The organism is Edaphosphingomonas laterariae, from assembly GCF_900188165.1.
In the GTDB taxonomy this organism is placed as follows: Bacteria; Pseudomonadota; Alphaproteobacteria; order Sphingomonadales; family Sphingomonadaceae; genus Sphingomonas_E; species Sphingomonas_E laterariae.
Genome location: NZ_FZOS01000045.1, coordinates 1 through 22,034 on the forward strand (window position 1 = coordinate 1; position 22,034 = coordinate 22,034).

Here is a 22,034-nt window from a genome sequence, read left to right on the forward strand (position 1 = left end):
ACCCAGGGAGATCGTTTTACTGATCTGGAGAGGCGCGGAAGCGACCCGGGAAACACCGTGTCACCGCCGCCGGTGAAGGGGCTTCTATGGGGATCACCCAACACCGTCAACAACCATTTTGCACTTTTGTTGCCATCCATAGTCAACGCACGGAATTACAACGATTTTATCCGCTAACCACACCTCAACCAATCCACCCGCCAACCCGCAACCCAACCCCGCCAGCACCAGCCCCAAGCCCCGCCTGAACACCCCCCAATCCCCACCAAACCCGCCCCCCAAGCCGCTTTCACACACCCCACGCACACAGAATCACACCCACAGAATCAGCCGAATCAATCAGCGGTGAACGATTCGATCAGGCGCCCTGGATGTAATCGCGCATGGCTTCGGCCTCGGCCTCGATCCGGTCGATCCGCGCCTTCACCAGATCCCCGATCGAAACGAGGCCAACCAGATCGCCGCCTTCGACGACCGGCAGGTGGCGGATGCGCCGCTTGGTCATCAGCGACAGCGCATGGAGAATCGGCACATCGCCGGCGACGGTGATCGCGGGCGATGTCATCACCCGCTCGACCGTCCAGTCGAGCATCGCCGCCCCGTCGCTTTGCAGATGATAGATGATGTCGCGTTCGGAAAGGATGCCGATCACCTTGCCGTCCTCGATCACCGGCACCGCGCCGATCCGCTTGCCGGCAATCAGCGCGACCACTTCGGCGACCAATGTTCCGGCTGACACGCTGATCACATCGTGGCCCTTGCCAGCGAGTATCGAAGCAACCGTCATGTCCGCCCTCCTTCTTGGTCCGGCGCGGCGGCTTGTCTGTCGCCGCTTATGCTTGATGAAAACACGCCAAGCGATCAAATGGAAGCATGACAGACCATAAGCCCGTGCTTTCCGATCCCGCCCGCGCCGCTGTCGCCTGGACACGCTACTGGCGCCTGATGCGCTGGATGATCCTCGTCTCCATCCTCGCGGTGCTCGCAGCCCTCTATTATCTGCATATCGAAGGCGGGCTGATCACCATCCACATGATCATCGCCACCGTCGCCGGCGTCGGCGCCTCGGTGCTGCTCGCGGCGGGGCTGATGCTGCTGGTGTTCATGAGCTCGGGTTCGGGCCATGATGAGGATGTCGCCAAGGCCGCCGATCCCAATGCACAGAATGCGCAGGCCGATCGGGCCGTGGAGAAGGATCAATGAGCGCCGCGACCGCCGCCCCGCGCGATCCGATCCTGCGCGTCATGCCCCGCCCGGGCGACATCAACGCCAACGGCCATATCTTCGGCGGCTGGGTGCTGAGCCAGATGGATATCGCCGCCGGCGTGATCGCCCGGCGCGAGGCGCACGGGCCCACGGCGACGGTCGCCATCGACTCGATGGCCTTCATCGCGCCGATCCTCCTGCACGATCTGATATCGGTCTATGCCTGGGTCGAACGGCGCGGCCGCACCTCGCTCGCCATCCGCATCGAGGTGATCGCCACCCGCGACGCCCCCGACGGCGAAACCCGCGAGGTGAAGGTAACCGAAGGTCTGTTCACCTTCGTCGCCCTCGACGAACAACACCGCCCCCGCCCGCTGCCCGAGAAATAGGCGCTAGTCGTCGCCCCTGTCATCGCGATCGTGCCGGACGACGTAAGTGAGCTTCGCCGTGCCGTTGGCCGGCACCTTCGCCAGCCACATCGGCCGGCCGTCTTTCTCACGCATCTTCTCGCTCGGCCGGATCAGATGAACCGTCGCCAAATAACGGGCGAATGACACCTCAACCCTGATCGGATGGGGATTGGCATTGGTGATCTCCACCTCAAAGCGCCGATCGGCAAGGTGCTCCTCCTCCAGATCGCGATCAAGCCAGCGTTGCGTGAAGTGCACCTGTGGCGACTCACCGATGGCGAGTTCGACGTCCTGGCCGATTGCGGTGTCGCCGATATGGCCCTCTCCCGCCAGCATCGGGCGGCTTCCCGACGGTTCGAAAACCGCGACCTGGCCCGATGGCAAAGGCAGGCCGAGCCCCTTGGCTTTCAGATTCCTCATCCGCACGACGATTTCGGCCGGCTCTTCATCAGCCTCGTCGTCCATCGTCAAAGTCGCGCGATAGAGGCGATCGAACGGCACATTGCGGCGGTCCAGCAGCGCCACCTGCTTCATGGCATTGGCGGCAACCGTCACCCGCTCGGGAATGCGATAGAGCTTGAGGTCACCCAATTCCTCCTGCCCCGCCATCATCGCTGTCACAGGCACCGCCTGCACCACCTCCAACCGGCGCGCGCCCGTCACGACGATCTCCTCGAAACCGAAGGCTGCCATCGGCGCCGGTGCGGGCGGCGGCAACGGTTCCACCGCGGGGTCGCGCGTGGTACCCATCGGCCAGCACTGCAGGACGAGTTCGGCATTCACCGCCGCGTCGTGATCGTCCCGATCCTTCGCTTCGCGGTTGGGCGTGCCTGCGATCGCCTGGGTTCGGGCCGCAACGAAGCTTTCGGCATTGCCATTGGCGAGTGTCAGCCAGCCGAACAAATCGAGCGAGGCGCCATCTGGCGCGACATGCGCGACATAATTGGCCTGCCAGTCAAACCCATCGGCAAGGTAGGACAGGGCGAGCCTCACCGGCCCGCCCACGGGGCTCGACGTCGTCACCGAAAGGGTAGGCTTGTCGGACAGACCATCGGGGACCGCATCATAAATCGGCTGTTCGGGCAGGCCAGAGCAACCGAGCGCTTCAATGCCTTCCGCCGTCTGCAGGATCACGCCGCCATCCGGGCCAGCGCGAACCACGGCGTCCTCCTCGCGCACCGCGCCGGTCGCCCGGTTCGTCCGCCGGATACGGACCCGCCGGCCGAGATGGCCGTCGAGCAGGCTTCCCGGCGATAGCAGCCGGGCGTCACGGTTCTTCTCCCCCACCTGACCCGGTAGCCCGACAATGATCGCGCTCTGCGGCAATATCCCGCCGGCCACGCCTTCGAAGCGGATAGTCGCGTCGCCTGCGGGCAGATCCACCGTCCGCGTCTCGGTGATCAGCGCGAAGCCTTTAAGCCAGCGCAGCGCCATCTCATCGTCCACGGCACGATCGGGATTGCGATAGACGGAGACGGAAACAGCTTCGGGGCTCGACGACGTGACCACGGCGGCCTCCGCCGGGGCGGCCATCGCCAGCAGGGCTGCGATCAGCACGCGCGGGCCCTTCGTCAGAAGCGCGTTTCGAAAGTGGCGGTCAACTCGGTCTCGCCATTGGCGGGGATCGCCACCTTCCACTTCGCCGAATTGGAGGACAGCCGCTCGCTAGTCTGGCTTTCCGTGGTGATGCGCGTGTCGTCCCAGAACCAGTCCAGCCCATCCTGGATCAGATCCACCGTCACGCCTTCGGGCCGCGCATTGGTCAGGGTGTAGCGCATCTGCGTGCGCCAACGATTGGGGCCGAGCCGGGTCCGTTCAGTGACGACGCTCTTGACCTTGACGTCGAACGCCTCGCCGGTGCGGACCGCGAGTTCAGATCCCATAGGCGTATGCGGGATGTTATTCTCGCCAATGAACTGCGGATCGCCCTTCGCATCCTTCATATAGACGCGCACGGTTCCAGCCGGCAGCTGATCACCCAGCCCGCCATTCCTGCTGCTGGTGAATTTGAGCACCGTCGCCGCGCTTTGCGGGCTTTCGGTCGTCTGCAGCCATTCGACGCGATGTTCATAGCCCTTGCGCGCAGGCGTGCCGTGAACGTCGAGAAAGCTGACCTGCTTGGTCTGCGCATTGGCGATCGTCGTCCGCTCCTTCAGCGGATAGAGATAATAATCGCCAAGCCGTGCGCGCACGCTGCTTTCGGTGCCGGCACGGGTCAGTGCGGAATTGTCCGATCGGCTGCGACCACGGCCGTTCTGGCCAGGATTCTGGCTGGGATTACCCGCCACCATCACCACATCGGCATTAGCAAAGCTGGTGCCGGTGGAATTGTTGAGCGTAATCCAGCCCTGCAGGTCAATCTTGCCGGCAGCTTCGTCGAAGCGCGCGACATAGTCAGCCTTCCAGCCCAACCCCGACGTGAGATAGCTGAGCCTTGCCGGCCGCGTCCCGACGCGCGCGCTGTCCACCGTGATCGACAAGGTGGGTCGGGCACGCAGATTATCCGGCACCTTGTCGAAGATCACGCGGACGGGCAGGCCATCGTCACGCAGCACCTCGATCCTTTGGCCGATCTGGAGGACGACACCGCCATTGACCGCGAGCACCTTCGCCTGCTCCCGCAGTTCCGCACCGGTGGCGGGATTGATACGGACGATCGTAACGGTGCGGCCGACCGCTTTCTCCATCAGCTTTCCGGGCGACAGCAGATCATAATCGAAATTTTGCTCAACGATGCCCGTGTCGGGCGCGGCGAAGGAGACGGTTTCCGGCCGGATGCGCGCGGATACGTCGGGGAACTCCTGCCGGCTGCGCCCTGCCGGAACGTTGATCTGTCGCACATCCTGCACCAGCGCGAGATCATTGTTGTAGATGGTGACGGCCACCTCGCCCTGCGCGCTCTGCCCCAGCGCGGGCATGGACAGGAACAGCATCGGCAACACAGCCGGCAACGCGCGCATCGGCATCCCCCCTGTTTATCAGCAGGATAGTGACGACGGGCTGAAGGGTTGTGAAGCTGGAATCGAGGTTACCATTGTTTCGGAAGCGATCCGATCTGCAGGTTCAGCCGAAACGGTAGCCCGAAACCTTCCAGCCGATCACATGGTCCTCGAACACGTGCTGGCCGGCATCGTCGCCGGCCGCGCCGGCGGCCACCATCAGCGGGATCAGATGTTCCTCGCGCGGGTGGGCGAAGCGGGCGTGGGGCAATGTTTCCCACGCCGCCAGCCGGTCCGCGCGGCGCGCGGCATCGGGATCGGTCACGATCGCCGTCAGCGCGGCGTCGAAGATGTCGGCGGGCGCGGTCGCATCGCCGTTGCGCACGCGCATATTGTGGAAGCTCATCCCCGATCCGACGATCAGCACGCCTTCGTCACGCAAGGGGGCGAGCGCGCGGCCCGCCGCGATATGCGCGGCCGGATCGAGATCGCGGCGCAGCGACAATTGCGCGGTCGGAATATCGGCGCCGGGCACGGCCACCTTCATCGGCACAAACACGCCATGGTCCCAGCCGCGCGCGCCGTCGCTGGTGGTCGCGAAGCCCGCATCGGCCAGCAGGGCGGCGGCGCGGTGGGCGACATCGGGGGCGCCCGGCGCATCCCAGCGCAGCTGATAAGTATGGTCGGGGAAGCCGTAATAATCGAACAGCAGCCCCGGCTTCGCCCCGTCCTGCACGGCAAAGCCCTCCTCCTCCCAATGGCCGGAGACGACCAGCAATGCGCGCGGCCGTTCGGGCAGATCGGCGATGAAGCCCTGCAGGAAGCGTTCCATCGGCGTCCACATGCCGGTCGGATCGTCCATGAAGAAGCAGGGGCCCCCGCCATGGGGGATGAAGAAGGTCGGCTGACGCATATTCACTCGCTCAATCCAGATCGGCGAAGCCCGGCGGAGTGCCGGTCGCCTTCGCCGTGGAGATGGCGTGCATGTCGCCATTGGCAAGGGTCGCCGCGTTCCACATGGCGACATGCGCCATGCCATCGGCGATCGGCCGGCCGCGGCTATGGTTGAGCGACGCCTTGGTGCCGACCGCCGCCATCGGCGATTTCGCCGCGATCATGCCCGCCAGTTCCAGCCCCGCCGCGATCGCCGCGTCGCGATCCCCGGCGATGCGGTTGACGAAGCCCCAGCGCGCCGCTTCCTCGGCCGCCATCTTGCGCCCGGTCAACGCCAGTTCGCGCGCGATCCCGCCGGGGATCAGATGCGGCAGGCGTTGCAGTGTGCCGAGATCGGCGGTGATCGCCACGTCGATTTCGGCGACCTGGAACCAGGCGTCGGCGCTCGCCACGCGCAGATCGCAGGCGCAGACAAGATCGACCCCGCCGCCGATGCAGCCGCCATGGATCGCCACCACCACCGGTGGCCGCGCTTCTTCCACCGCATTCACCGCCGCCTGCAACGCCACGATGTCGCGATGCTGCCTTTCGGACCAGCGGCCGGGATCCTTCGACGGGGCGAACTGCCCGGCCGCCCAGCCCAGATCGAGCCCGGCGGTGAAATGCCGCCCCTGCCCCGACAGCAGGATCGCGCGCACCGCCGAATCCGATCCCAGGGCGCGAAAAGTTTCGCCAAGCTGGGCGAAGAAATCGCCATCCATCGCGTTCAGCTTGTCGGGCCGGGCCAGTTCGACATGAGCGACCGCGCCGTCGCGTGCCGTGATGATCCTTTCGCTTCCCATCGCCCGTCTCCTCCGTCTATGCGTGCCCCGTCATGACGCGCTTCACGGTCAACGGCCAGCCTGTCCATTACAAGATGGACCCGGAAACCCCGCTGCTTTGGGCGCTGCGCGACGCATCCAACCTCACCGGCACCAAATATGGCTGCGGCGCGGGGCTGTGCGGCGCCTGCACCGTCCATGTCGACGGCCATGCGATGCGCGCCTGCCAGGTGCCGATCGGCACGATCGAAGGCAGCTTCGTCACCACGATCGAGGCGCTCTCGCGCGATCGCAGCCATGCCGTGCAACAGGCCTGGGTGGCGGAAAATGTACCGCAATGCGGCTATTGCCAGTCGGGCATGATCATGGCCGTCGCCGCCATGCTCGACGGGAATCCCGATCCCAGCGACGAAGAGATCGACGCGACGATCACCAATATCTGCCGCTGCGGCACCTATCCGCGCATCCGCAACGCGATCCGCCATGCGACGCGCATCGCCGCCGGGGGCGAGATCATCGCCGCCGCCCCGCCGCCGGGGATCGACCCGGAGGACGCCGCGCGCGCCATCCCGGCGCTCACCCCGCAGAAGCCGGCACCTGCTCAGCCCGAAGCGCCCACGCCCGCGCCGCCCAAGCCCTAGCTTTCATTTCGCTGACGAACGGGTTCAGCCCGCGCTCAGTGGACTTGGCGCAAGGCTTGGCCCACGGTGCCGCCACGCGCCGCCGAGAGCGAGGAGTAAGCAGAGATGATGGGTCGAACCTTGGCCGCGCTGCTATTGGCAGCCACCGCGATCGCCCCGGCCGCCGCGCAGTCGCCGCCTGATCGCGGCAGTGATCGGATGACGGCGGGCAGCCGCGATGGCGCCATGACTGGCCAGCGCAGCGGCACGCGGGTCCGCGATCAGCGCGCCCAGCCGCCGCGCGGCGAAGTGCGCGCACGCAGCGGCATGGAAGCCGGCCGCCAGTGGGACAACCGCCCCGCCCGGCCCGATCCGCGCGGCCCCGATCGCAATCGTGGCGGGCAGAATGGCGATGGCCGCTGGAACGACCGCGACGATCGCGGCCGCGACTGGCAACAGAACGACGCCCGCGCCGATGATCGCCGCAACAATGATGGCCGCCGCAACGACTGGCGTTGGAACGATGGGCGTTCCAATGGCCGGGCCGATAACCGCCCCGGCAACGATCATCGCTGGGACAATGACCATCGGGACAAGGACCGGCGGGACAATGATCGCTGGGATGATGACCGGCGCGATGATCGCCGCTGGTCCAACAATGGCGATTGGGATCGGCGCTGGCGCAATGATGGCCGCTATGATTGGGAACGCTACCGCTTCTCCAACCGCCAGCTCTATCGCGTCCCGCGTTATTATCCGCCGCGCGGCCATGGCTATGATTATCGGCGCTGGTCCTACGGCTATCGCCTGCCGCCATATTATTATGGGCAAAGCTACTGGATCAGCGATCCCTGGCATTATCGCCTGCCGCCCGCTTACGGCGCCTACCGCTGGGTGCGCTATTATGACGACGTGCTGCTGATCGACATCACCAACGGCATCGTCCGCGACATCATCTATTCCTTCTTCTGGCGCTAGAGCGCTTTCCAAGCAGTTGGAATTACCTGCTGAATCGGAAAGCGCGGTCAAAAAAAGAGCTTAGAGCGTTCGAGCCGACGCAGTCGGATCGGAAACGGCTCTGAACGGCACATCGCGAACGCGGCAACGGGCCGGGGGCATCTCCCCGGCCCGTTTCATGTTCCCGACACGATATTTCAGCGCCGTAATGTCCGCCGCCTTTCCGCCCTCAGTCCGAACGCCAGCTTACAGGTGCATTCGACCGCGATTCACGTGGCTTATGCGAATCAGGCTTTCCAGGGGACACGAAGGAGTAAGCCCATGCTTAAGTTCATCGTCGCCGCGCTCATCGCCGCCACCGCCTTTCCCGTCGCCGCGTCGGCGCAGACCGCCGAATTGCGCCGCGACCGGCAGGACATCCGCCAGGAACAGCGCGATGTGGCGCATGCCCGGCAGCATGGCGATCGCCACGATGTGCGCCGCCAGCAGGATGATCTGCGCGAAGCCCGGCAGGAATATCGCGAGGACTGGAAGGATTATCGCCGCAACCATCGCGACGTCTATCGCCGGCCCGCTTATGTCGGCCCGCGCGGCTATGTCTATCGCCCCGTCGCGGTCGGCGCGCGGATCGGATCGCCTTATTATGCCTCGCGCTACGTGATCGCGGATCCGTATCGCTATCGCCTGCCGCGCACCACCGCCAACACCCGCTGGGTCCGTTACGGCAATGATGTGTTGCTGGTGAACGTCCGCAACGGCCGCGTGCTCGACACGCATCGCGGCTTCTTCTGGTAGGTGGCGGCGCAAGCGGCCGGAGAGCGCAGGCTTTCCGGCCGCTTGCCCGTGGTGTGTTAGCGCACTAGAGCGGACGGCATAACTCCGGAAGAAGGAGCCCTGAATGACGATCCGCAATATCCTGCTCGCCACCGTGTCCGCCGCGCTCGCCGCCGCCATGCCGGCGGCCGCCACCGCCCAGACGCCCAGCGCCGCGCCCGCCGCCGCCGAAACCGCGCATGATCAGCTGCACCGGCTGTTCCACGAAAGCGACGAGGCCAATCTCAAGCGCAACCCGATCAACGCGCTGTTCCGTGGCGATCTGCGCTATGCCGCGCATCTCGGCGATTATAACAGCGACGCCTATTTCGCGGCGGAACGCGCCGCCGGTGAAGATGATCTGCGCCGCCTGCACGCGATCGACCGCAGCAAGCTCGATGCCACCGATCAGATCGCCTATGACGTATTCGAATGGCAGACCCGCAATAATCTGAAGGGGCTGGCCCCCGACATGCTGGCGCTGACGGCGGTCCGCCCGCTCGATCACTTCACCGGCTTCCACACCTTCTATCCGGGCTTCGCTTCGGGCGAGGGCGCGGCGCCGTTCAAGACGCTGGCCGATTACGAGAATAATCTGAAGCGTCACAAGGAATATGTGGCGCTGCTCGACCGTTCGGTCGCGCGCTTCCGCGAAGGCATGAAATCGGGCGTCGTCCAGTCGAAGATGACGGTCGAGAACATGGTCGGCCAGCTCGACAACATCATCAATCAGGGCGTCGAAGAATCGGTCTTCATGGGCCCGGTCAAGAAATTCCCCGAAGGCATTTCGGCGGCCGATCAGGCACGGCTCAAGACCGAATATGCCGCTGTCGTCCGCGATGATCTGCTGCCGGCGCATGTCCGCCTGCGCGATTTCCTCAAGACCGAATATCTGCCGGTGGCGCGCGCCGATGTCGGCATCAGCAGCATGAAGGGCGGCGACAAAGTCTATCTCGCCGCGATCGAACAGCTCACCACGCTGCCGCTGACGCCGGATTATGTCCATAATCTCGGCCTGTCCGAAGTCGCCCGCATCAAAAGCGAGATGGAAGCGATCAAGACGCGGGTCGGCTTCAAGGGCACGCTGGCGGAATTCTTCCACTACATCCGCACCGATCCCAAGTTCAAACCCAAGACCAAGCAGGATCTGGTCGACGGCTATTATGCCATCGGCAAGAAGGTCGATGCGCGGATCGGCGAACAGTTCTCGACCATCCCGAAGACCCCGCTGGAAATCCGCTATTACGAGCCGTGGCGCGAAAAGAACCAGGCCGGCGGTTCCTATGAAAGCGGCATGTACGATCCCAGGGATCCATCAAAGAACCGCCCCGGCATCTTCTATTTCAACACCTATGATCTGCCGTCGCGGACGACGCCGGGCATGGAGACGCTCTATCTCCACGAAGGCGCGCCGGGCCATCATTTCCAGATCAGCCTCGCGCAGGAAAATGATCGCCTGCCCGCCTTCATGCGCTACGGCGGCAACACCGCTTATGCCGAAGGCTGGGGCCTTTATGCCGAAACGCTGTGGAACGAACTCGGCATGGAAACCAATCCGTTCGAACGCTTCGGCGGCCTCGACGATGAAATGCTGCGCGCGATGCGCCTCGTCGTCGATAGCGGCATCCATTCGAAGGGCTGGACCCGCGAACAGGCGATCAAATATATGCTCGCCAATTCGAGCATGGGCGAAACCGACGCCACGGCCGAGGTTGAACGCTATATCGCCTGGCCCGGCCAGGCGCTCGCCTACAAGATCGGCCAGCTCACCATGTCGCGGCTGAAGGCCAAGGCGCAGAAGGAACTGGGCGCGAAGTTCGATCCGCGCGAATTCCACGCGCAGGTGCTGATGACCGGCGCGCTGCCGATGACGGTGCTCGAAAAGAAGATCGATAGCTGGATCGCGACCACCAAGGCCGCGAACTGATCGCCTGCCGGCCCTCTCGTCCACCGGGGCGAGGGGGCCGCTTCATCCGGTTTCAGGCCGGCGCCGCGTCGAACAGATAGAGGTCGACCGGCCATAGCTGGCGGTTCGCCCAGCCCACCGCCTCGGCGATACTGGTCATCTCGCGGACCAGCCTTGCGTTCTGCACTTCGCATGCTTGCGCATAGGCCGGCGCGCCGGTTGCGCCCTCGCCCGCCGGGTGCAGTTCCGCCCGCACCTCGCGCCACCGCTTTGGCGCGCCTCTCATGTCTATTATGTTCTGTAACAAAGACTTTTCCTACGCATACCCGCGCGCGGCATAGCCCATCGCCTGGATAGCGGCCGATCTTTTCGGCCAACGGCCGATGCGCGCCGATGAACGGCTCTCGACAATGCCGGGCTGTTTTCCCTTACGGCACGGCGCTATCCGGACGGGTGGATGCAGGCCCCGCTCGTCCGCAGGGCCTTGCACCGATTGCATGTTGCGTTGCCAGGAGGAAAGAGATGCGGATCAGGCCAGCCGAGGACCGGGACAATGACGCGATCTGGGCGATTCTCGAGCCCGTCATCCGCGCCGGCGAAACCTATGCCCTCCCCCGCGACATGAGCCGCGCCGACGCGCTCGCTTACTGGCGTGGCGCCGATCGCTGGTCGTTCGTCGCCGAGGACGAGGCCGATGGCCGCATCCTCGGCACCTATTATCTGCGCGCCAATCAGGCGGGCGGCGGCGCCCATGTCTGCAACTGCGGTTATATGACGGCGGCCGATGCCGGCGGGCGCGGCGTGGCGCGGGCGATGTGTCTCGATTCGCTCGATCAGGCACGCGGCCACGGTTTCCGCGCGATGCAGTTCAACTGCGTCGTCGCCACCAACGAACGCGCCGTCGCCCTATGGCAGAAGCTCGGCTTCGCGATCGTCGGCCGCCTGCCGGGCGCGTTCGATCACCCCGCTTTTGGCGAGGTCGATGCGCTGGTGATGTTCCAGAAACTGTGACCGGGGCTCAATAAGCCCGCGCCACCGCGAACTCGACCGCCTCGACCAAAGCGGCGCGCGTCTGCCCCGCGCCGATCCCTGCCAGCGCGTCGATCGCGCGCTGGCCATAGTGGCGGGCGCGGGCCAGCGTGTCATCCAGCGCGCCGGTTTCGCGCAGCAGCCGGGTGGCGTGGGCCAGATCCTCGTCGGACACGCGATGGCCCAGAATCGCATCCTTCCAGAAGGCCTGGTCCTCCGCCGATCCGCGCGCATAAGCCAGGATCACCGGCAGCGTCACCTTGCCGTCGCGGAAATCGTCGCCGGTATCCTTGCCCATGGTCGCGCCGTCGGACAGGTAATCGATCGCATCGTCGACCAGCTGGAAGGCGATGCCCAGATTGCGCCCATAGGAATCGAGCGCCATCTCCACCGCTTCCTCACGCTCGGCAACCACGGCCGCGATCCGGCAGGCGGCGGCGAACAGCGCGGCGGTCTTGGCGCCGATGATGTCGAGATAGCGTTCCTCGGGCGTGTCGATCCGGCGCTGGGCGGTCAGCTGGTTCACCTCGCCCTCGGCGATCACGGCGGACGCGTTGGACAGGATACGCAGCACGCGCAGCGATCCGTCCTCCACCATCAGCTCGAACGCGCGGCTGAACAGGAAATCGCCCACCAGCACGCTTGCCGGGTTGCCCCAGATCACATTGGCGGTGCGCTTGCCGCGCCGCAGGCCCGATCCGTCGACCACGTCGTCATGCAGCAAGGTCGCCGTGTGGATGAACTCCACCGACGCCGCCAGCTTGTGGTGCCGCGCGCCGCCATATTCGAGCAGGCGGGCGCAGGCGAGCGTCAGCATCGGCCGCATCCGCTTGCCGCCGCCGGCGATCAGGTGGCCGGCCAGTTCGGGGATCAGCGGCACATCGCTCTGCATCCGATCCAGGATCACCGCGTTCACCTGGTTCATGTCGGCCGCAACAAGGGCCATCATCGGTTCGAGCGACGGAGCGCCCTGGCGGTGCAGCGGAGTGACGGTAGCGGTCATGACAAGCGCGCCATGGCGTGCCCGCGCGGTAAAGGCAAGCCGCACGGGGGTTGCGCCGCGCGGCAACAGCCAACAAAAGGGCTCCGCCACACCCGACCTGACACGCACCTGAAGGGAATATGATGTCCGACGACATGCTGAAGCGCTACCGCGAAAGCATCGACAATATCGATGCCGCGCTCGTCTTCATGCTGGCGGAACGCTTCAAGGTCACGCAGGCGGTGGGCCGCTACAAGGCGGAATCGGGGCTGCCGCCGGCCGATCCGGGCCGCGAATCGGCGCAGATCGAACGGCTGCGCGAACTGGCCCGTTCGGCCAATCTCGACCCCGATTTTTCGGAGAAGTTCCTGCGCTTCATTATCGACGAGGTGATCCGCCACCACGAAAAGGCGCGCAACGCCTGACCGTGCCGCCGCTCATGCGGGCAAAAGGCACGCCCTAGAGCGCTTTCCAAGCAGGTGGAATCACCTGCTGACTCGGAAAGCGCGGTAAACAAAGAGCGTAGAGCATTCGCGCCGACGCAGTCGGATCGGAAACTGCTCTAAAAAAAATCGTCGCGCCGATGTCGGGCCGCCGCTTCCCGGATCGTCTTTCCAGCAAGGCCGTTCTTGGCCGGGAGGATGGATCGAGGAGAGCAGGCGATGCGCGTGATGGTTTTCGTGAAGGCGACGGCGGACAGCGAAGCGGGCACCATGCCCGAAACCGAGATGCTCGAAGCCATGGGCCAGTTCAACGAGGCGCTGGCCGATGCCGGCATCATGGTCAGCGGCGAAGGGCTCCACCCCTCGTCGCGCGGCAAGCGGATCGCCTTTGACGGCGCCGATCGCAAGGTGATCGACGGCCCATTCGCCGCCACCGGCGAACTCGTCGCCGGCTTCTGGATCTGGCAGGTCAAGGACATGGACGAAGCGGTGGCCTGGGCCAAGCGCTGCCCCAACCCGATGCCCGGCCCCAGCGAGATCGAAATCCGCCCGATCTTCGAGATGGAGGATTTCGCCGATCAGATGACGCCCGAACTCGCCGCGCAGGAAAACCGCATCCGCGCCAAGACCGAAGGGCTCTGAAAGCGGTTCGCCGATGCCCCGGCCCCGCCGCTCAGGCGTGCGCGTCGGGGCCTAAAGCGGGGTCGAGGTCGCGCGGGCGGATGAAGCGGGTCAGCTGGCCGCCGCCGGCCTTCACCTCGGTCCAATGGGCGACATCGAAGGTGATTTCGGCGAGCGCGGCGGTGGGGAATTTCTCCTCCACCCGGTCGCGCGCCTCATCCTCGATGCGATCGGGCACCAGCATCAGGACAAGATCCTCCATGCCGGGATTATGGCCGCTCAGCAGGATCGTGTCGGCGCTGTCCGGCGCCTCCTGAATCACGTCGAGCAGGGTCGCGGCGGACGCGAGATAGATGCGCTTGTCGAGCTCCGCGTGGATCGACCGGCCATAGCCTTCCCACAGCCCGTCCAGCGTTTCCACCACGCGCACCGCAGGCGATGCGATCACCAGATCGTAGCGCAGGCCCAGATCGCGCATGTGCATGCCCATCAGCCGTGCGCCGCGCCGGCCCCGGCCATTGAGCGGGCGATCGAAATCGCGGGCCACGGGGTCGTCCCACCCCGATTTCGCATGGCGCAGCAACGTCAGCCTTTTCATTCGGTCTCCGCATCCCCGTCCTGAGCGAGCCTGATGCCGGAAACTTGTTGCGGTGAAAAGGCATCGCCGGCCGAAGCGATCTCGGCCACGCGCGCCACCGCCTCGTCCAGGGTCAGGCGGCGCACGATCACGCCCGGCGGGAATGCATCCAGCAGGCGCGATGGCGTCGCCGCCGACAGCAGGACGAACGCGCCGCGATCGTCGGCGCGACGGATCAGCCGGCCGAACGCCTGCGCCAGCCGTGCCCGCACCACGCGATCATCATAGGCCGATCCGCCGCCCGCCGCCCGCCGCGCGGAATGCAGCACGGTGGGGCGCGGCCAGGGCACGCCTTCCATCACCACCAGCCGCAGCGATTCGCCGGGCACGTCCACCCCGTCGCGCAGCGCATCGGTGCCCAGCAGCGACGCGCGCGCCTCATCGCGGAAGATGTCGACCAGCGTGCCGGTGTCGATCGGGTCGACATGCTGGGCGTAAAGCGGCAACCCGTCGCGGGCCAGGCGATCGGCAATGCGGGCATGCACCGCCTTCAGCCGCTGGATCGCGGTGAACAGCCCCAGCGTGCCGCCACCCGCCGCCGCGATCAGCCGGGCATAAGCCTGCCCCAGCGCCGCGAGATCGCCGCGCTTCAGATCGGTAACGATCAGCACCTCGGCGCGCGCCGCATAATCGAACGGGCTCGCCGCCTCGAACCGGCGGACGGACTGGTCGAGATGCACCGCGCCGGTGCGCGCCTCGGCCGCCGCCCAATCCTCGCTGCCGCGCAGCGTCGCCGATGTGATCAGCACGCCATGCGCCGGCTTCAGCACGGTTTCGGCCAGCGGGCGCGTGGGATCGAGCCAGTGGCGGTGCAGCCCGATATCGAATTCGCGCCCGTCGATCCGGTCGACCGCCAGCCAGTCGACATAATCGGGGTCCACCGGGCCGCCCAGCCGCGCGAGCAGCGCCACCCAGGCGGCCAGCAGCTGGTTGCGGTTGGAAAGCCCCGCGATCGCCCCTTCGATCCGCGCGCGCGCCGGCCCGTCCAGCCAATCGGGCCCATCCTCCATCACCGCTTCCAGCCGCTGCCGCAGCCGGGCGAGCGGACGCACCAGCCCCTCCAGCGCCTGCGCGGCGGGCGCTGCCGCCTCGATCAGCGCGGGATCGAGATTGGCCGCCTCGGTTTCCAGCCCATAGCCGGCGTCCGCGGCGGCGGCGCGCGCATAGACGGTGTCGCGCACGGCGGCGAGCAGCTTTTCGATCGCCCCCATCGGCGCGCCCTCGGCCATCCGGCCGAGCCAGCTGTCGGCGGGCAGCGCCGATGCCGCGCCCACCGCCGCGTCGATCGCCAGCGCGCCTTCCTCGTCATAGGATGCGACGTCGGACAGCCGCGCGGCCAGCCCCCGCCGCCGCCCGCGCGATTTGCCCTCGGGGCCGATGATCCAGCGACGTAGCTCGATCGCCTCCTGGCCGGTCAGCGCCGCGCCGAAGGTCGAATCGGCGGCATCGAACAGGTGATGGCCTTCGTCGAACACCATCCGCGCCAGCGGCGCCCCTTCCTCGCGGCGGCGCGCGCTCAGGATCATCACCAGCGCATGATTGGCGATCACGATATCCGCGCCCTCCGCCGCGCGCGCCGATCGCTCGATGAAGCATTTGCGGTAATGCGGGCAGCCGGCATAGACGCATTCGCCGCGCCGGTCGGTCAGCGCGGTCGATCCGGCCCGGCGGAACAGCGTCGGCAGCCAGCCGGGCAGATCGCCGCCCACCATGTCGCCATCGCGGCTATAGGCCGCCCAGCGCGCCACCAGCTGCGCCAGGATCGCGGCACGCCCCTGGAACCCACCCTGCAGCGCATCTTCCAGATTGAGCAGGCAAAGATAATTTTCGCGGCCCTTGCGCACGACCACGCGGCGCGCCCGCGTCGCCGGTACGGGGAAGATCCGCGCCGTCTCGCGATCGAGCTGGCGTTGCAGCGCCTTGGTATAGGTCGATACCCACACGGTGCCGCCGGCTTCCGCCGCCCACAACGATGCCGGCGCCAGATAGCCCAGCGTCTTGCCGATGCCAGTGCCCGCTTCGGCCAGCAGCATGTTGGGCCGCCCTTCGCCCATGCGCGGATCGAACACGCGCGCCGCCGCCACCGCATAGGCCCGCTGGCCGTCGCGCGGCTCGGCGCGCTCGCCCACCAGATGCGCCAGCGTCGCTTCGGTTTCGGCATCGCCCAGCACCACCGGCCGCGGCTGTGGCCGGGGGGCCGCCTCCTCCCATTCGGGCAGCTTGGCGAACAGCCAGCGTTCGGCCCGCTCGGGTCGGTCGATCCGCTCGGTCACCGCCGCGCTCCACGGCCAGCGCAGCCGGAACAGCGCCTGCGCCGCCGTCCACGCGCCCTCGCGCTCGGCCCAGTCCTTCGTGCCCAGCCGGTCGAGCAGGGCCTGCGCCGCGCGCAGCAGGAAGCCCGCCGCCTCGGCATCGTTCGCCGGCGCCTCCAGCCCCAGCGCGCGCGCCAGTCCCGCCGGTGTCGGCACGGCGAAGCGCGCGGGATGGACGAAGGCGAACAATTCCAGAAGGTCCAGCCCCATCAGCTCGCCATAGCCGAGCCGCGTCGCCGTCACCGGCGCGTTCAGCAGCACCGCCGGCATTTCGGCGGCCAGCGCGATCGCCTCGCCCCGGCCGACGCTGCGCGTGGCGCCATCGGGCGTGGCGATCCAGATGCCGCCATGGGTGGCGTGGATGGCGGGCCAGGGTAAGGTCATGCGATGCGACTGGACTTCATCAACCGTTGGTGCCGGGCAGCACCCCGCTGATCGGGATGCCCCGGTCGAGACAGGGCCAACGGCAATGTCGCGACTTCGGTTCCAGACTTTGCGCGAACCGGCGCGCGATACAAGCGGATTGCGGGCCGTGGATGGGCACGACGGCGCCCGGCGCGCCCTATCGCGCCAGTGCCGCGACGAATTTTTCCACGTCGGGCAGGTGATCGAAATGGATATTGCCGTCGATATCGGCGGCGGGATCGCCATGGATCAGGATCATCGCGGCATTGCCCCGCCCCCGCGCGTCGACCGCGCCAAGGATTCCGCCCAATATCCGTTCGCGCCCGATCTCCATAAGCGGGTGGCGATGCCAGGGCAGGCTCCACACCACGCGCCGGTCGGTCACCGTCAGCCGGATGAAGGGCGCGCGCGCCACCGCCAGCGCATAGCCGGGGAATCGGCGGACCAGCAGCAGGATCACCAGCGCCACCAGCAGCAGCATCGTCACCGTGCCGCCGATCGCGAAGGCCAGCAGCTGCGGGGTCTGCGGCGTCGGCCACCACATCGCCCACAGCATGAAGGTCAGCGTCCACAATTGCAGCAGGATGCACCCGGCCATGATCGCGCTGCCCGACGGCAGGGCCCGCAAGCCCGGGCGCGCCACATAAAGCTGATGTTCGGGAATCGCATCCAGCCGGCGCAGATAAGGCACCGGCAATTGCGCCTGCGGTTCGATGATCTCGGGCGTGACGGTCGGCATCGGCAACCCCGCTCTTTCGCCGCCCGAGCAGCCGAAGGTTCCTTCGGCCACGGATTCGCTCTAAGGCGTCGCCGAACACGCTAATCGACACGGGAACACATGGCAAACGACCTCCGCGCAGCCGCGCTCGACAGCAAGGCCTGGCCTTTCGAGGAAGCCCGCAAGCTTTTGAAGCGCTATCCCAATGGCGCGCCCGGCAAGGGCCATGTGCTGTTCGAAACCGGCTATGGCCCCTCGGGCCTGCCGCATATCGGCACCTTCAACGAAGTGCTGCGCACCACGATGGTCCGCCGCGCGTTCGAGGCGCTGTCCGATATCCCCACCCGCCTGATCGCCTTTTCGGACGATATGGACGGGCTGCGCAAGGTGCCGGACAATGTGCCCAATCAGGAAATGCTGCGCGGCCATCTCGGCAAGCCGCTGACGCAGGTGCCCGATCCCTTCGGCAAATATGAAAGCTTCGCGCACCACAACAATGCGATGCTGCGCGAATTTCTCGATCGCTTCGGCTTCGAATATGAATTCCTGTCGGCCACCGATTGCTATCATTCGGGTCGCTTCGACGATCAGCTGAAGAACGTCCTGCGCCATTATCAGGGCATCATGGATGTGATGCTGCCCACGCTGCGCAAGGAACGCCAGGCCACCTATTCGCCGGTGCTGCCGATCAGCGCGAAATCGGGCATCGTGCTCCAGGTCCCGGTCGAGGTGGTCGATGCCGATCAGGGCCTCATCCGCTTCGAGGATGAGGGCGAAACCGTCACCCAGTCGATCCTCGGCGGCAAGGCCAAGCTCCAGTGGAAGGTCGATTGGGCGATGCGCTGGGTGGCGCTCGACGTCGATTATGAAATGGCCGGCAAGGATCTGATCGATTCGGTCACGCAATCGGGCAAGATCGCCCGCGTGCTCGGCGCCAGGCCGCCCGAAGGCTTCAATTACGAGATGTTCCTCGACGAAAAGGGCGAGAAGATCTCCAAGTCCAAGGGCAACGGCCTCAGCCTCGAACAATGGCTGACCTACGGGCCGGAAGAGAGCCTGGCCTTCTACGCCTATCGCGAACCGAAGAAGGCGAAGTCGCTCCATATGGGCGTGATCCCGCGCGCGGTGGACGATTATTGGCAGTTCCGCGCCAATTATCCCGCCCAGCCGATCGAACAGAAGCTCGGCAACCCCGTCCACCACATCCACAATGGCGATGTGCCGTCGGCGCCGCTGCCGATCAGCTTCGGCCTGCTCCTCAATCTCGTCGGCGTGCTCGGCGATGCGGATCAGGCGCAGGTGTGGGGCTATCTCGCCAATTATGTGCCCGATGCCAGCGCCGCCAACTATCCCGAACTCGCCCGGCTGATCGGCCATGCGCTCGCTTATCACCGCGATTTCGTCGCCCCCACGCTCGTCCGCCGCAAGCCGGACGAGAAGGAAGCGGCGGCGCTTCGCGAGCTCGACAAGGAACTGGCCACGCTTGGCGAGGATGCCGATGCCGAAGCGATCCAGAACCATGTCTATGAAATCGGCAAGGCGCATTTCGGCAAGGAAGCGCTCCGCGACTGGTTCAAGGCGCTTTACGAAACCCTGCTGGGTTCGGCGCAGGGGCCGCGCATGGGCAGCTTCATCAAGCTCTATGGCGTCGCCAACAGCCGCCGGCTGATCGCCGAGGCGCTGGCCTGACGGGCCATATGCGGGATCGAACGGCGTGACCGGTCTGCCCATCCACGCCGTCCTCCCCGATCTGCTGGGGGCGCTTCGCGACGCGTCCTCGGCGGTGCTGGTGGCACCGCCCGGCGCGGGCAAGACCACCGCCGTCGCCCCCGCCCTGCTGGATGAGGGCTGGTGCGACGGCCAGGTGCTGCTGCTCTCGCCCCGTCGCCTTGCCGCGCGCGCCGCGGCCGAACGCATGGCCTTCCTTGCGGGGGAGCCGGTTGGCCGCACCATCGGCTATGCCACCCGGCTCGACAGCAAGCAGTCCGCCGCCACCCGCATCCTCGTCCTCACCGAAGGCATTTTCCGCAACCGCATCCAGGCCGATCCCGAACTGGCGGGCGTCTCCGCCGTCCTGTTCGACGAGGTCCACGAACGCAGCCTCGACAGCGATTTCGGCCTCGCCCTCGCGCTCGATGCGCAGAGCGCCCTCCGCCCCGATCTCCGGCTGGTCGCGATGTCGGCGACGCTCGATGGCGCGCGCTTCGCCGCGCTGATGGATGGCGCGCCGGTCATCGAATCCGAAGGCCGCAGCCACCCGCTCGACCTGCGTCATATCGGCCGCCGCGCCGAAGCCCGCATCGAGGACGAGATGGCCGCCGCCATCCGCCGCGCGCTGGCCGAAGAAGCCACCGGCAGCCTGCTCGCCTTCCTGCCCGGCGTGGCCGAGATCGAACGCACCGCCGAACGGCTCGCCAGCCTGCCCGCCGATGTGGAAATCCACCGCCTTCACGGCACCCTCGAACCCGCCGAACAGCGCGCCGCCATCGCCGCGCCGCCGGCCGGCATCCGCAAGGTGGTGCTGGCGACCAGCATCGCCGAAACCAGCCTCACGCTCGATGGCGTCCGCATCGTCGTCGATTCCGGCCTCGCGCGGCGCCCGCGTTACGATCGCGCGGCCGGCGTCACCCGCCTCACCACCGAACGCGTCAGCCAGGCCGCCGCCACCCAGCGCGCCGGCCGCGCCGCCCGCCAGTCGCCCGGCGTCGCCTACCGCTTGTGGGAGGAAGCGGCCACCGCCGGCCTGCCGCGCTTCGATCCGCCCGAGATATTGGAAGCCGATCTCTCGGCCTTGCTGCTCGATTGCGCGATCTGGGGCGTCGCCGATCCGGCCGCGCTTCGCTGGATCGATCCGCCGCCCGCCGCCGCCGTGGCCGAAGCGCGCACCCGGCTCGGCGCGCTCGATGCCATCGACGATGCCGGCCGGCCGACGCCGCATGGCAAGGCGATCGCCGCGCTGCCGCTGCCGCCCCGCCTTGCCCATATGCTCGTCGCAGCCCAGGCGCGCGGCTGGGCGGGCACCGCTGCCGAAGTCGCCGTCCTGCTGTCCGAACGCGGGCTGGGCGGTCAGGATGCCGATCTCGAAACTCGCCTCCGCCGCTGGCGCAGCGAACGCGGCAAAAGGGCGGATGCCGCACGCGGCCTCGCGAGGCGGTGGCAGAAGCTCCTGCCGCCCGCCCCTGCGCGCGACACGGCGGGTGACGCGATCGCCGCTTGCGTCGCGCTCGCTTTCCCGGATCGCGTCGCGCGCCGCCGCGATGCCTCAGGCGAAAACTGGATCGCGGTCGGCGGGCGCGGCTTCCGGCTTGATCCGCTGTCGCCGCTCGCCCGGCACGAATGGCTCGCGGTCGCCGAAACGCAAGGGTGGGCCGCCGGCGCGCGCATCCTGTCCGCCGCCGCGATCGACCCCGCCGATGTCGAGATGCTGTTCGCCGATCGCATCGCCATGGTCCGCGACGTCCGCTTCGATCCCGCGACGGGCGGCGTGGTCGCGCGGCGCGAACGCCGGCTCGGCGCGGTGCGGCTCGGCGGCGGGCCCGATGACGCGCCCGACAAGGCGGCGATCGCCGAAGCCCTGCTGGAAGGCGTGCGCGAGCATGGCCTTGCCCTCCTCCCCTGGTCCGAAAGCGCCGATGCGCTGCGCCACCGCGCGGCCTTCGCGCGCGCCCATGACGCGTCGCTGCCCGATCTGTCGGATGAAGCGCTGCTGGCCCTGCTCGATGATTGGCTGCCGCCGATCCTTGCCGGCAAGCGCCGGCTCGATGCCGTCGCCCCGGGCGATCTCACGCAGGCGCTGGAAAATATCCTCGGCTGGGAAGGCGGCCGCGCGGTCGATCGGCTTGCCCCGGCGCGGCTGTCGACGCCCGCCGGCTCCAGCCATGCGATCGATTATGCGGCCGATGGCGGCCCGGCGGTGGAACTGCGCCCGCAGGCCTTGTTCGGCCTCACCCGCCACCCCATGCTCGGCGATGGCCGCGTGCCGCTGGTGCTACGCCTCACCTCGCCCGCCGGCCGGCCGATCCAGACAACGCGCGATCTGCCGGGTTTCTGGGCGGGCAGCTGGGCGGCCGTCGCCAAGGAAATGCGCGGCCGTTATCCGCGCCATCCGTGGCCCGACGATCCCGCCGGGGCCGATCCCACGCTCCGCACCAAGAAGGCCAGCGGCCGCTAGGCTGTAGTGACATTTTAGGGATTTACGTTGGGCTGGATTTCTGATTCAACGCTGGCTTTTGGAGGTTGGCGTGGAAGGGGAAGTGCTGCGGGACGATCAGTGGGAGCGATTGCGAGAGTTTGTTCCGGGCGGCCGCAAGGGTAAGCGCGG

Annotated in this window: 20 protein-coding genes and 2 pseudogenes; 12 read left to right on the top strand and 10 right to left on the bottom strand. The window is 67.0% G+C overall.

All coding sequences use genetic code 11. From position 1 onward, the window contains the following. Positions 1–358: 358 nt before the first annotated feature. Positions 359–787 carry a CBS domain-containing protein gene (locus tag CHB74_RS19760; RefSeq protein ID WP_089221213.1) on the bottom strand — a complete coding sequence of 143 codons (429 nt, stop codon included), beginning with the start codon at positions 785–787 and terminating at the stop codon, positions 359–361. A gap of 86 nt (positions 788–873) precedes the next feature. Here CHB74_RS19760 and CHB74_RS19765 point away from each other — a divergent pair, with 86 nt between their 5' ends. Continuing rightward, positions 874–1,203: a hypothetical protein gene (locus CHB74_RS19765; RefSeq protein WP_089221214.1), complete on the top strand. Its 330-nt coding sequence runs from the start codon at positions 874–876 to the stop codon at positions 1,201–1,203. Then, positions 1,200–1,595, top strand: a complete 396-nt coding sequence (locus CHB74_RS19770) for an acyl-CoA thioesterase (protein WP_089221215.1) — start codon at positions 1,200–1,202, stop codon at positions 1,593–1,595. The genes CHB74_RS19765 and CHB74_RS19770 overlap by 4 nt, the downstream gene beginning before the upstream one ends. Before the next feature lie 3 nt (positions 1,596–1,598). Here the strand turns inward: CHB74_RS19770 and CHB74_RS19775 are convergent, their stop codons facing one another. The 4 genes from CHB74_RS19775 to CHB74_RS19790 form a co-directional block, all read right to left on the bottom strand. Next, on the bottom strand, positions 1,599–3,173 hold the full coding sequence (locus CHB74_RS19775; protein ID WP_089221216.1) for a DUF4139 domain-containing protein: 1,575 nt from the start codon (positions 3,171–3,173) through the stop codon (positions 1,599–1,601). Positions 3,174–3,187: 14 nt separating this feature from the next. After that, on the bottom strand, positions 3,188–4,576 hold the full coding sequence (locus tag CHB74_RS19780; protein WP_179220936.1) for a DUF4139 domain-containing protein: 1,389 nt from the start codon (positions 4,574–4,576) through the stop codon (positions 3,188–3,190). 103 nt (positions 4,577–4,679) lie between these two features. Beyond that, the gene (locus CHB74_RS19785; protein ID WP_089221217.1) at positions 4,680–5,468 is read right to left on the bottom strand and encodes a DODA-type extradiol aromatic ring-opening family dioxygenase; all 789 of its coding nucleotides are present in this window, start codon (positions 5,466–5,468) and stop codon (positions 4,680–4,682) included. Positions 5,469–5,478: 10 nt separating this feature from the next. After that, on the bottom strand, positions 5,479–6,291 hold the full coding sequence (locus CHB74_RS19790; RefSeq protein ID WP_089221218.1) for an enoyl-CoA hydratase-related protein: 813 nt from the start codon (positions 6,289–6,291) through the stop codon (positions 5,479–5,481). Between the two features lie 32 nt (positions 6,292–6,323). Here CHB74_RS19790 and CHB74_RS19795 point away from each other — a divergent pair, with 32 nt between their 5' ends. From CHB74_RS19795 to CHB74_RS19810, 4 genes are all read left to right on the top strand, one after another. Next, positions 6,324–6,911, top strand: coding sequence for a (2Fe-2S)-binding protein (locus CHB74_RS19795; protein WP_089221219.1), 588 nt, complete (start codon positions 6,324–6,326; stop codon positions 6,909–6,911). A 105-nt stretch (positions 6,912–7,016) separates the two neighbouring features. Beyond that, entirely contained in the window at positions 7,017–7,868 is an 852-nt protein-coding gene (locus tag CHB74_RS19800) for an RcnB family protein (RefSeq protein WP_245843064.1), read from the top strand. Between the two features lie 300 nt (positions 7,869–8,168). Continuing rightward, positions 8,169–8,642 carry an RcnB family protein gene (locus CHB74_RS19805; RefSeq protein ID WP_089221220.1) on the top strand — a complete coding sequence of 158 codons (474 nt, stop codon included), beginning with the start codon at positions 8,169–8,171 and terminating at the stop codon, positions 8,640–8,642. 103 nt (positions 8,643–8,745) lie between these two features. Beyond that, positions 8,746–10,587, top strand: a complete 1,842-nt coding sequence (locus CHB74_RS19810; protein ID WP_089221221.1) for a DUF885 domain-containing protein — start codon at positions 8,746–8,748, stop codon at positions 10,585–10,587. 52 nt (positions 10,588–10,639) lie between these two features. On the opposite strand, the gene CHB74_RS19815 is transcribed toward CHB74_RS19810, so the two are convergent. Further along, entirely contained in the window at positions 10,640–10,852 is a 213-nt protein-coding gene (locus CHB74_RS19815; RefSeq protein WP_089221222.1) for a hypothetical protein, read from the bottom strand. A 236-nt stretch (positions 10,853–11,088) separates the two neighbouring features. Between CHB74_RS19815 and CHB74_RS19820 the strand changes: the two genes are divergently transcribed. Further along, the gene (locus CHB74_RS19820; RefSeq protein ID WP_089221223.1) at positions 11,089–11,577 is read left to right on the top strand and encodes a GNAT family N-acetyltransferase; all 489 of its coding nucleotides are present in this window, start codon (positions 11,089–11,091) and stop codon (positions 11,575–11,577) included. Positions 11,578–11,584: 7 nt separating this feature from the next. On the opposite strand, the gene CHB74_RS19825 is transcribed toward CHB74_RS19820, so the two are convergent. After that, the gene (locus CHB74_RS19825) at positions 11,585–12,598 is read right to left on the bottom strand and encodes a polyprenyl synthetase family protein (protein ID WP_089221232.1); all 1,014 of its coding nucleotides are present in this window, start codon (positions 12,596–12,598) and stop codon (positions 11,585–11,587) included. Between the two features lie 122 nt (positions 12,599–12,720). Here CHB74_RS19825 and CHB74_RS19830 point away from each other — a divergent pair, with 122 nt between their 5' ends. Together CHB74_RS19830 and CHB74_RS19835 are read left to right on the top strand one after the other, a co-directional pair. Next, a complete protein-coding gene (locus tag CHB74_RS19830) occupies positions 12,721–13,002 on the top strand; it encodes a chorismate mutase (protein ID WP_089221233.1) in 282 nt (93 codons plus the stop codon). Positions 13,003–13,239: 237 nt separating this feature from the next. Then, positions 13,240–13,581: pseudogene (locus tag CHB74_RS19835) on the top strand (YciI family protein); the annotation flags it as partial. Positions 13,582–13,693: 112 nt separating this feature from the next. On the opposite strand, the gene CHB74_RS19840 reads toward CHB74_RS19835, so the two are convergent. The 3 genes from CHB74_RS19840 to CHB74_RS19850 form a co-directional block, all read right to left on the bottom strand. Beyond that, entirely contained in the window at positions 13,694–14,239 is a 546-nt protein-coding gene (locus CHB74_RS19840; protein WP_089221225.1) for a SixA phosphatase family protein, read from the bottom strand. Then, the gene (locus CHB74_RS19845; protein WP_089221226.1) at positions 14,236–16,974 is read right to left on the bottom strand and encodes an ATP-dependent DNA helicase; all 2,739 of its coding nucleotides are present in this window, start codon (positions 16,972–16,974) and stop codon (positions 14,236–14,238) included. Before CHB74_RS19845 ends, CHB74_RS19840 begins: the two co-directional genes overlap by 4 nt. A gap of 178 nt (positions 16,975–17,152) precedes the next feature. Beyond that, positions 17,153–17,785: a hypothetical protein gene (locus CHB74_RS19850; RefSeq protein ID WP_245843066.1), complete on the bottom strand. Its 633-nt coding sequence runs from the start codon at positions 17,783–17,785 to the stop codon at positions 17,153–17,155. Between the two features lie 48 nt (positions 17,786–17,833). Between CHB74_RS19850 and CHB74_RS19855 the strand changes: the two genes are divergently transcribed. The 3 genes and pseudogenes from CHB74_RS19855 to CHB74_RS21795 form a co-directional block, all read left to right on the top strand. Further along, on the top strand, positions 17,834–19,402 hold the full coding sequence (locus tag CHB74_RS19855) for a lysine--tRNA ligase (protein ID WP_089221228.1): 1,569 nt from the start codon (positions 17,834–17,836) through the stop codon (positions 19,400–19,402). 25 nt (positions 19,403–19,427) lie between these two features. Continuing rightward, positions 19,428–21,884, top strand: coding sequence for an ATP-dependent helicase HrpB (hrpB, locus tag CHB74_RS19860; RefSeq protein WP_089221229.1), 2,457 nt, complete (start codon positions 19,428–19,430; stop codon positions 21,882–21,884). A gap of 70 nt (positions 21,885–21,954) precedes the next feature. Further along, a pseudogene (locus tag CHB74_RS21795) lies at positions 21,955–22,034 on the top strand (IS5/IS1182 family transposase); the annotation flags it as partial.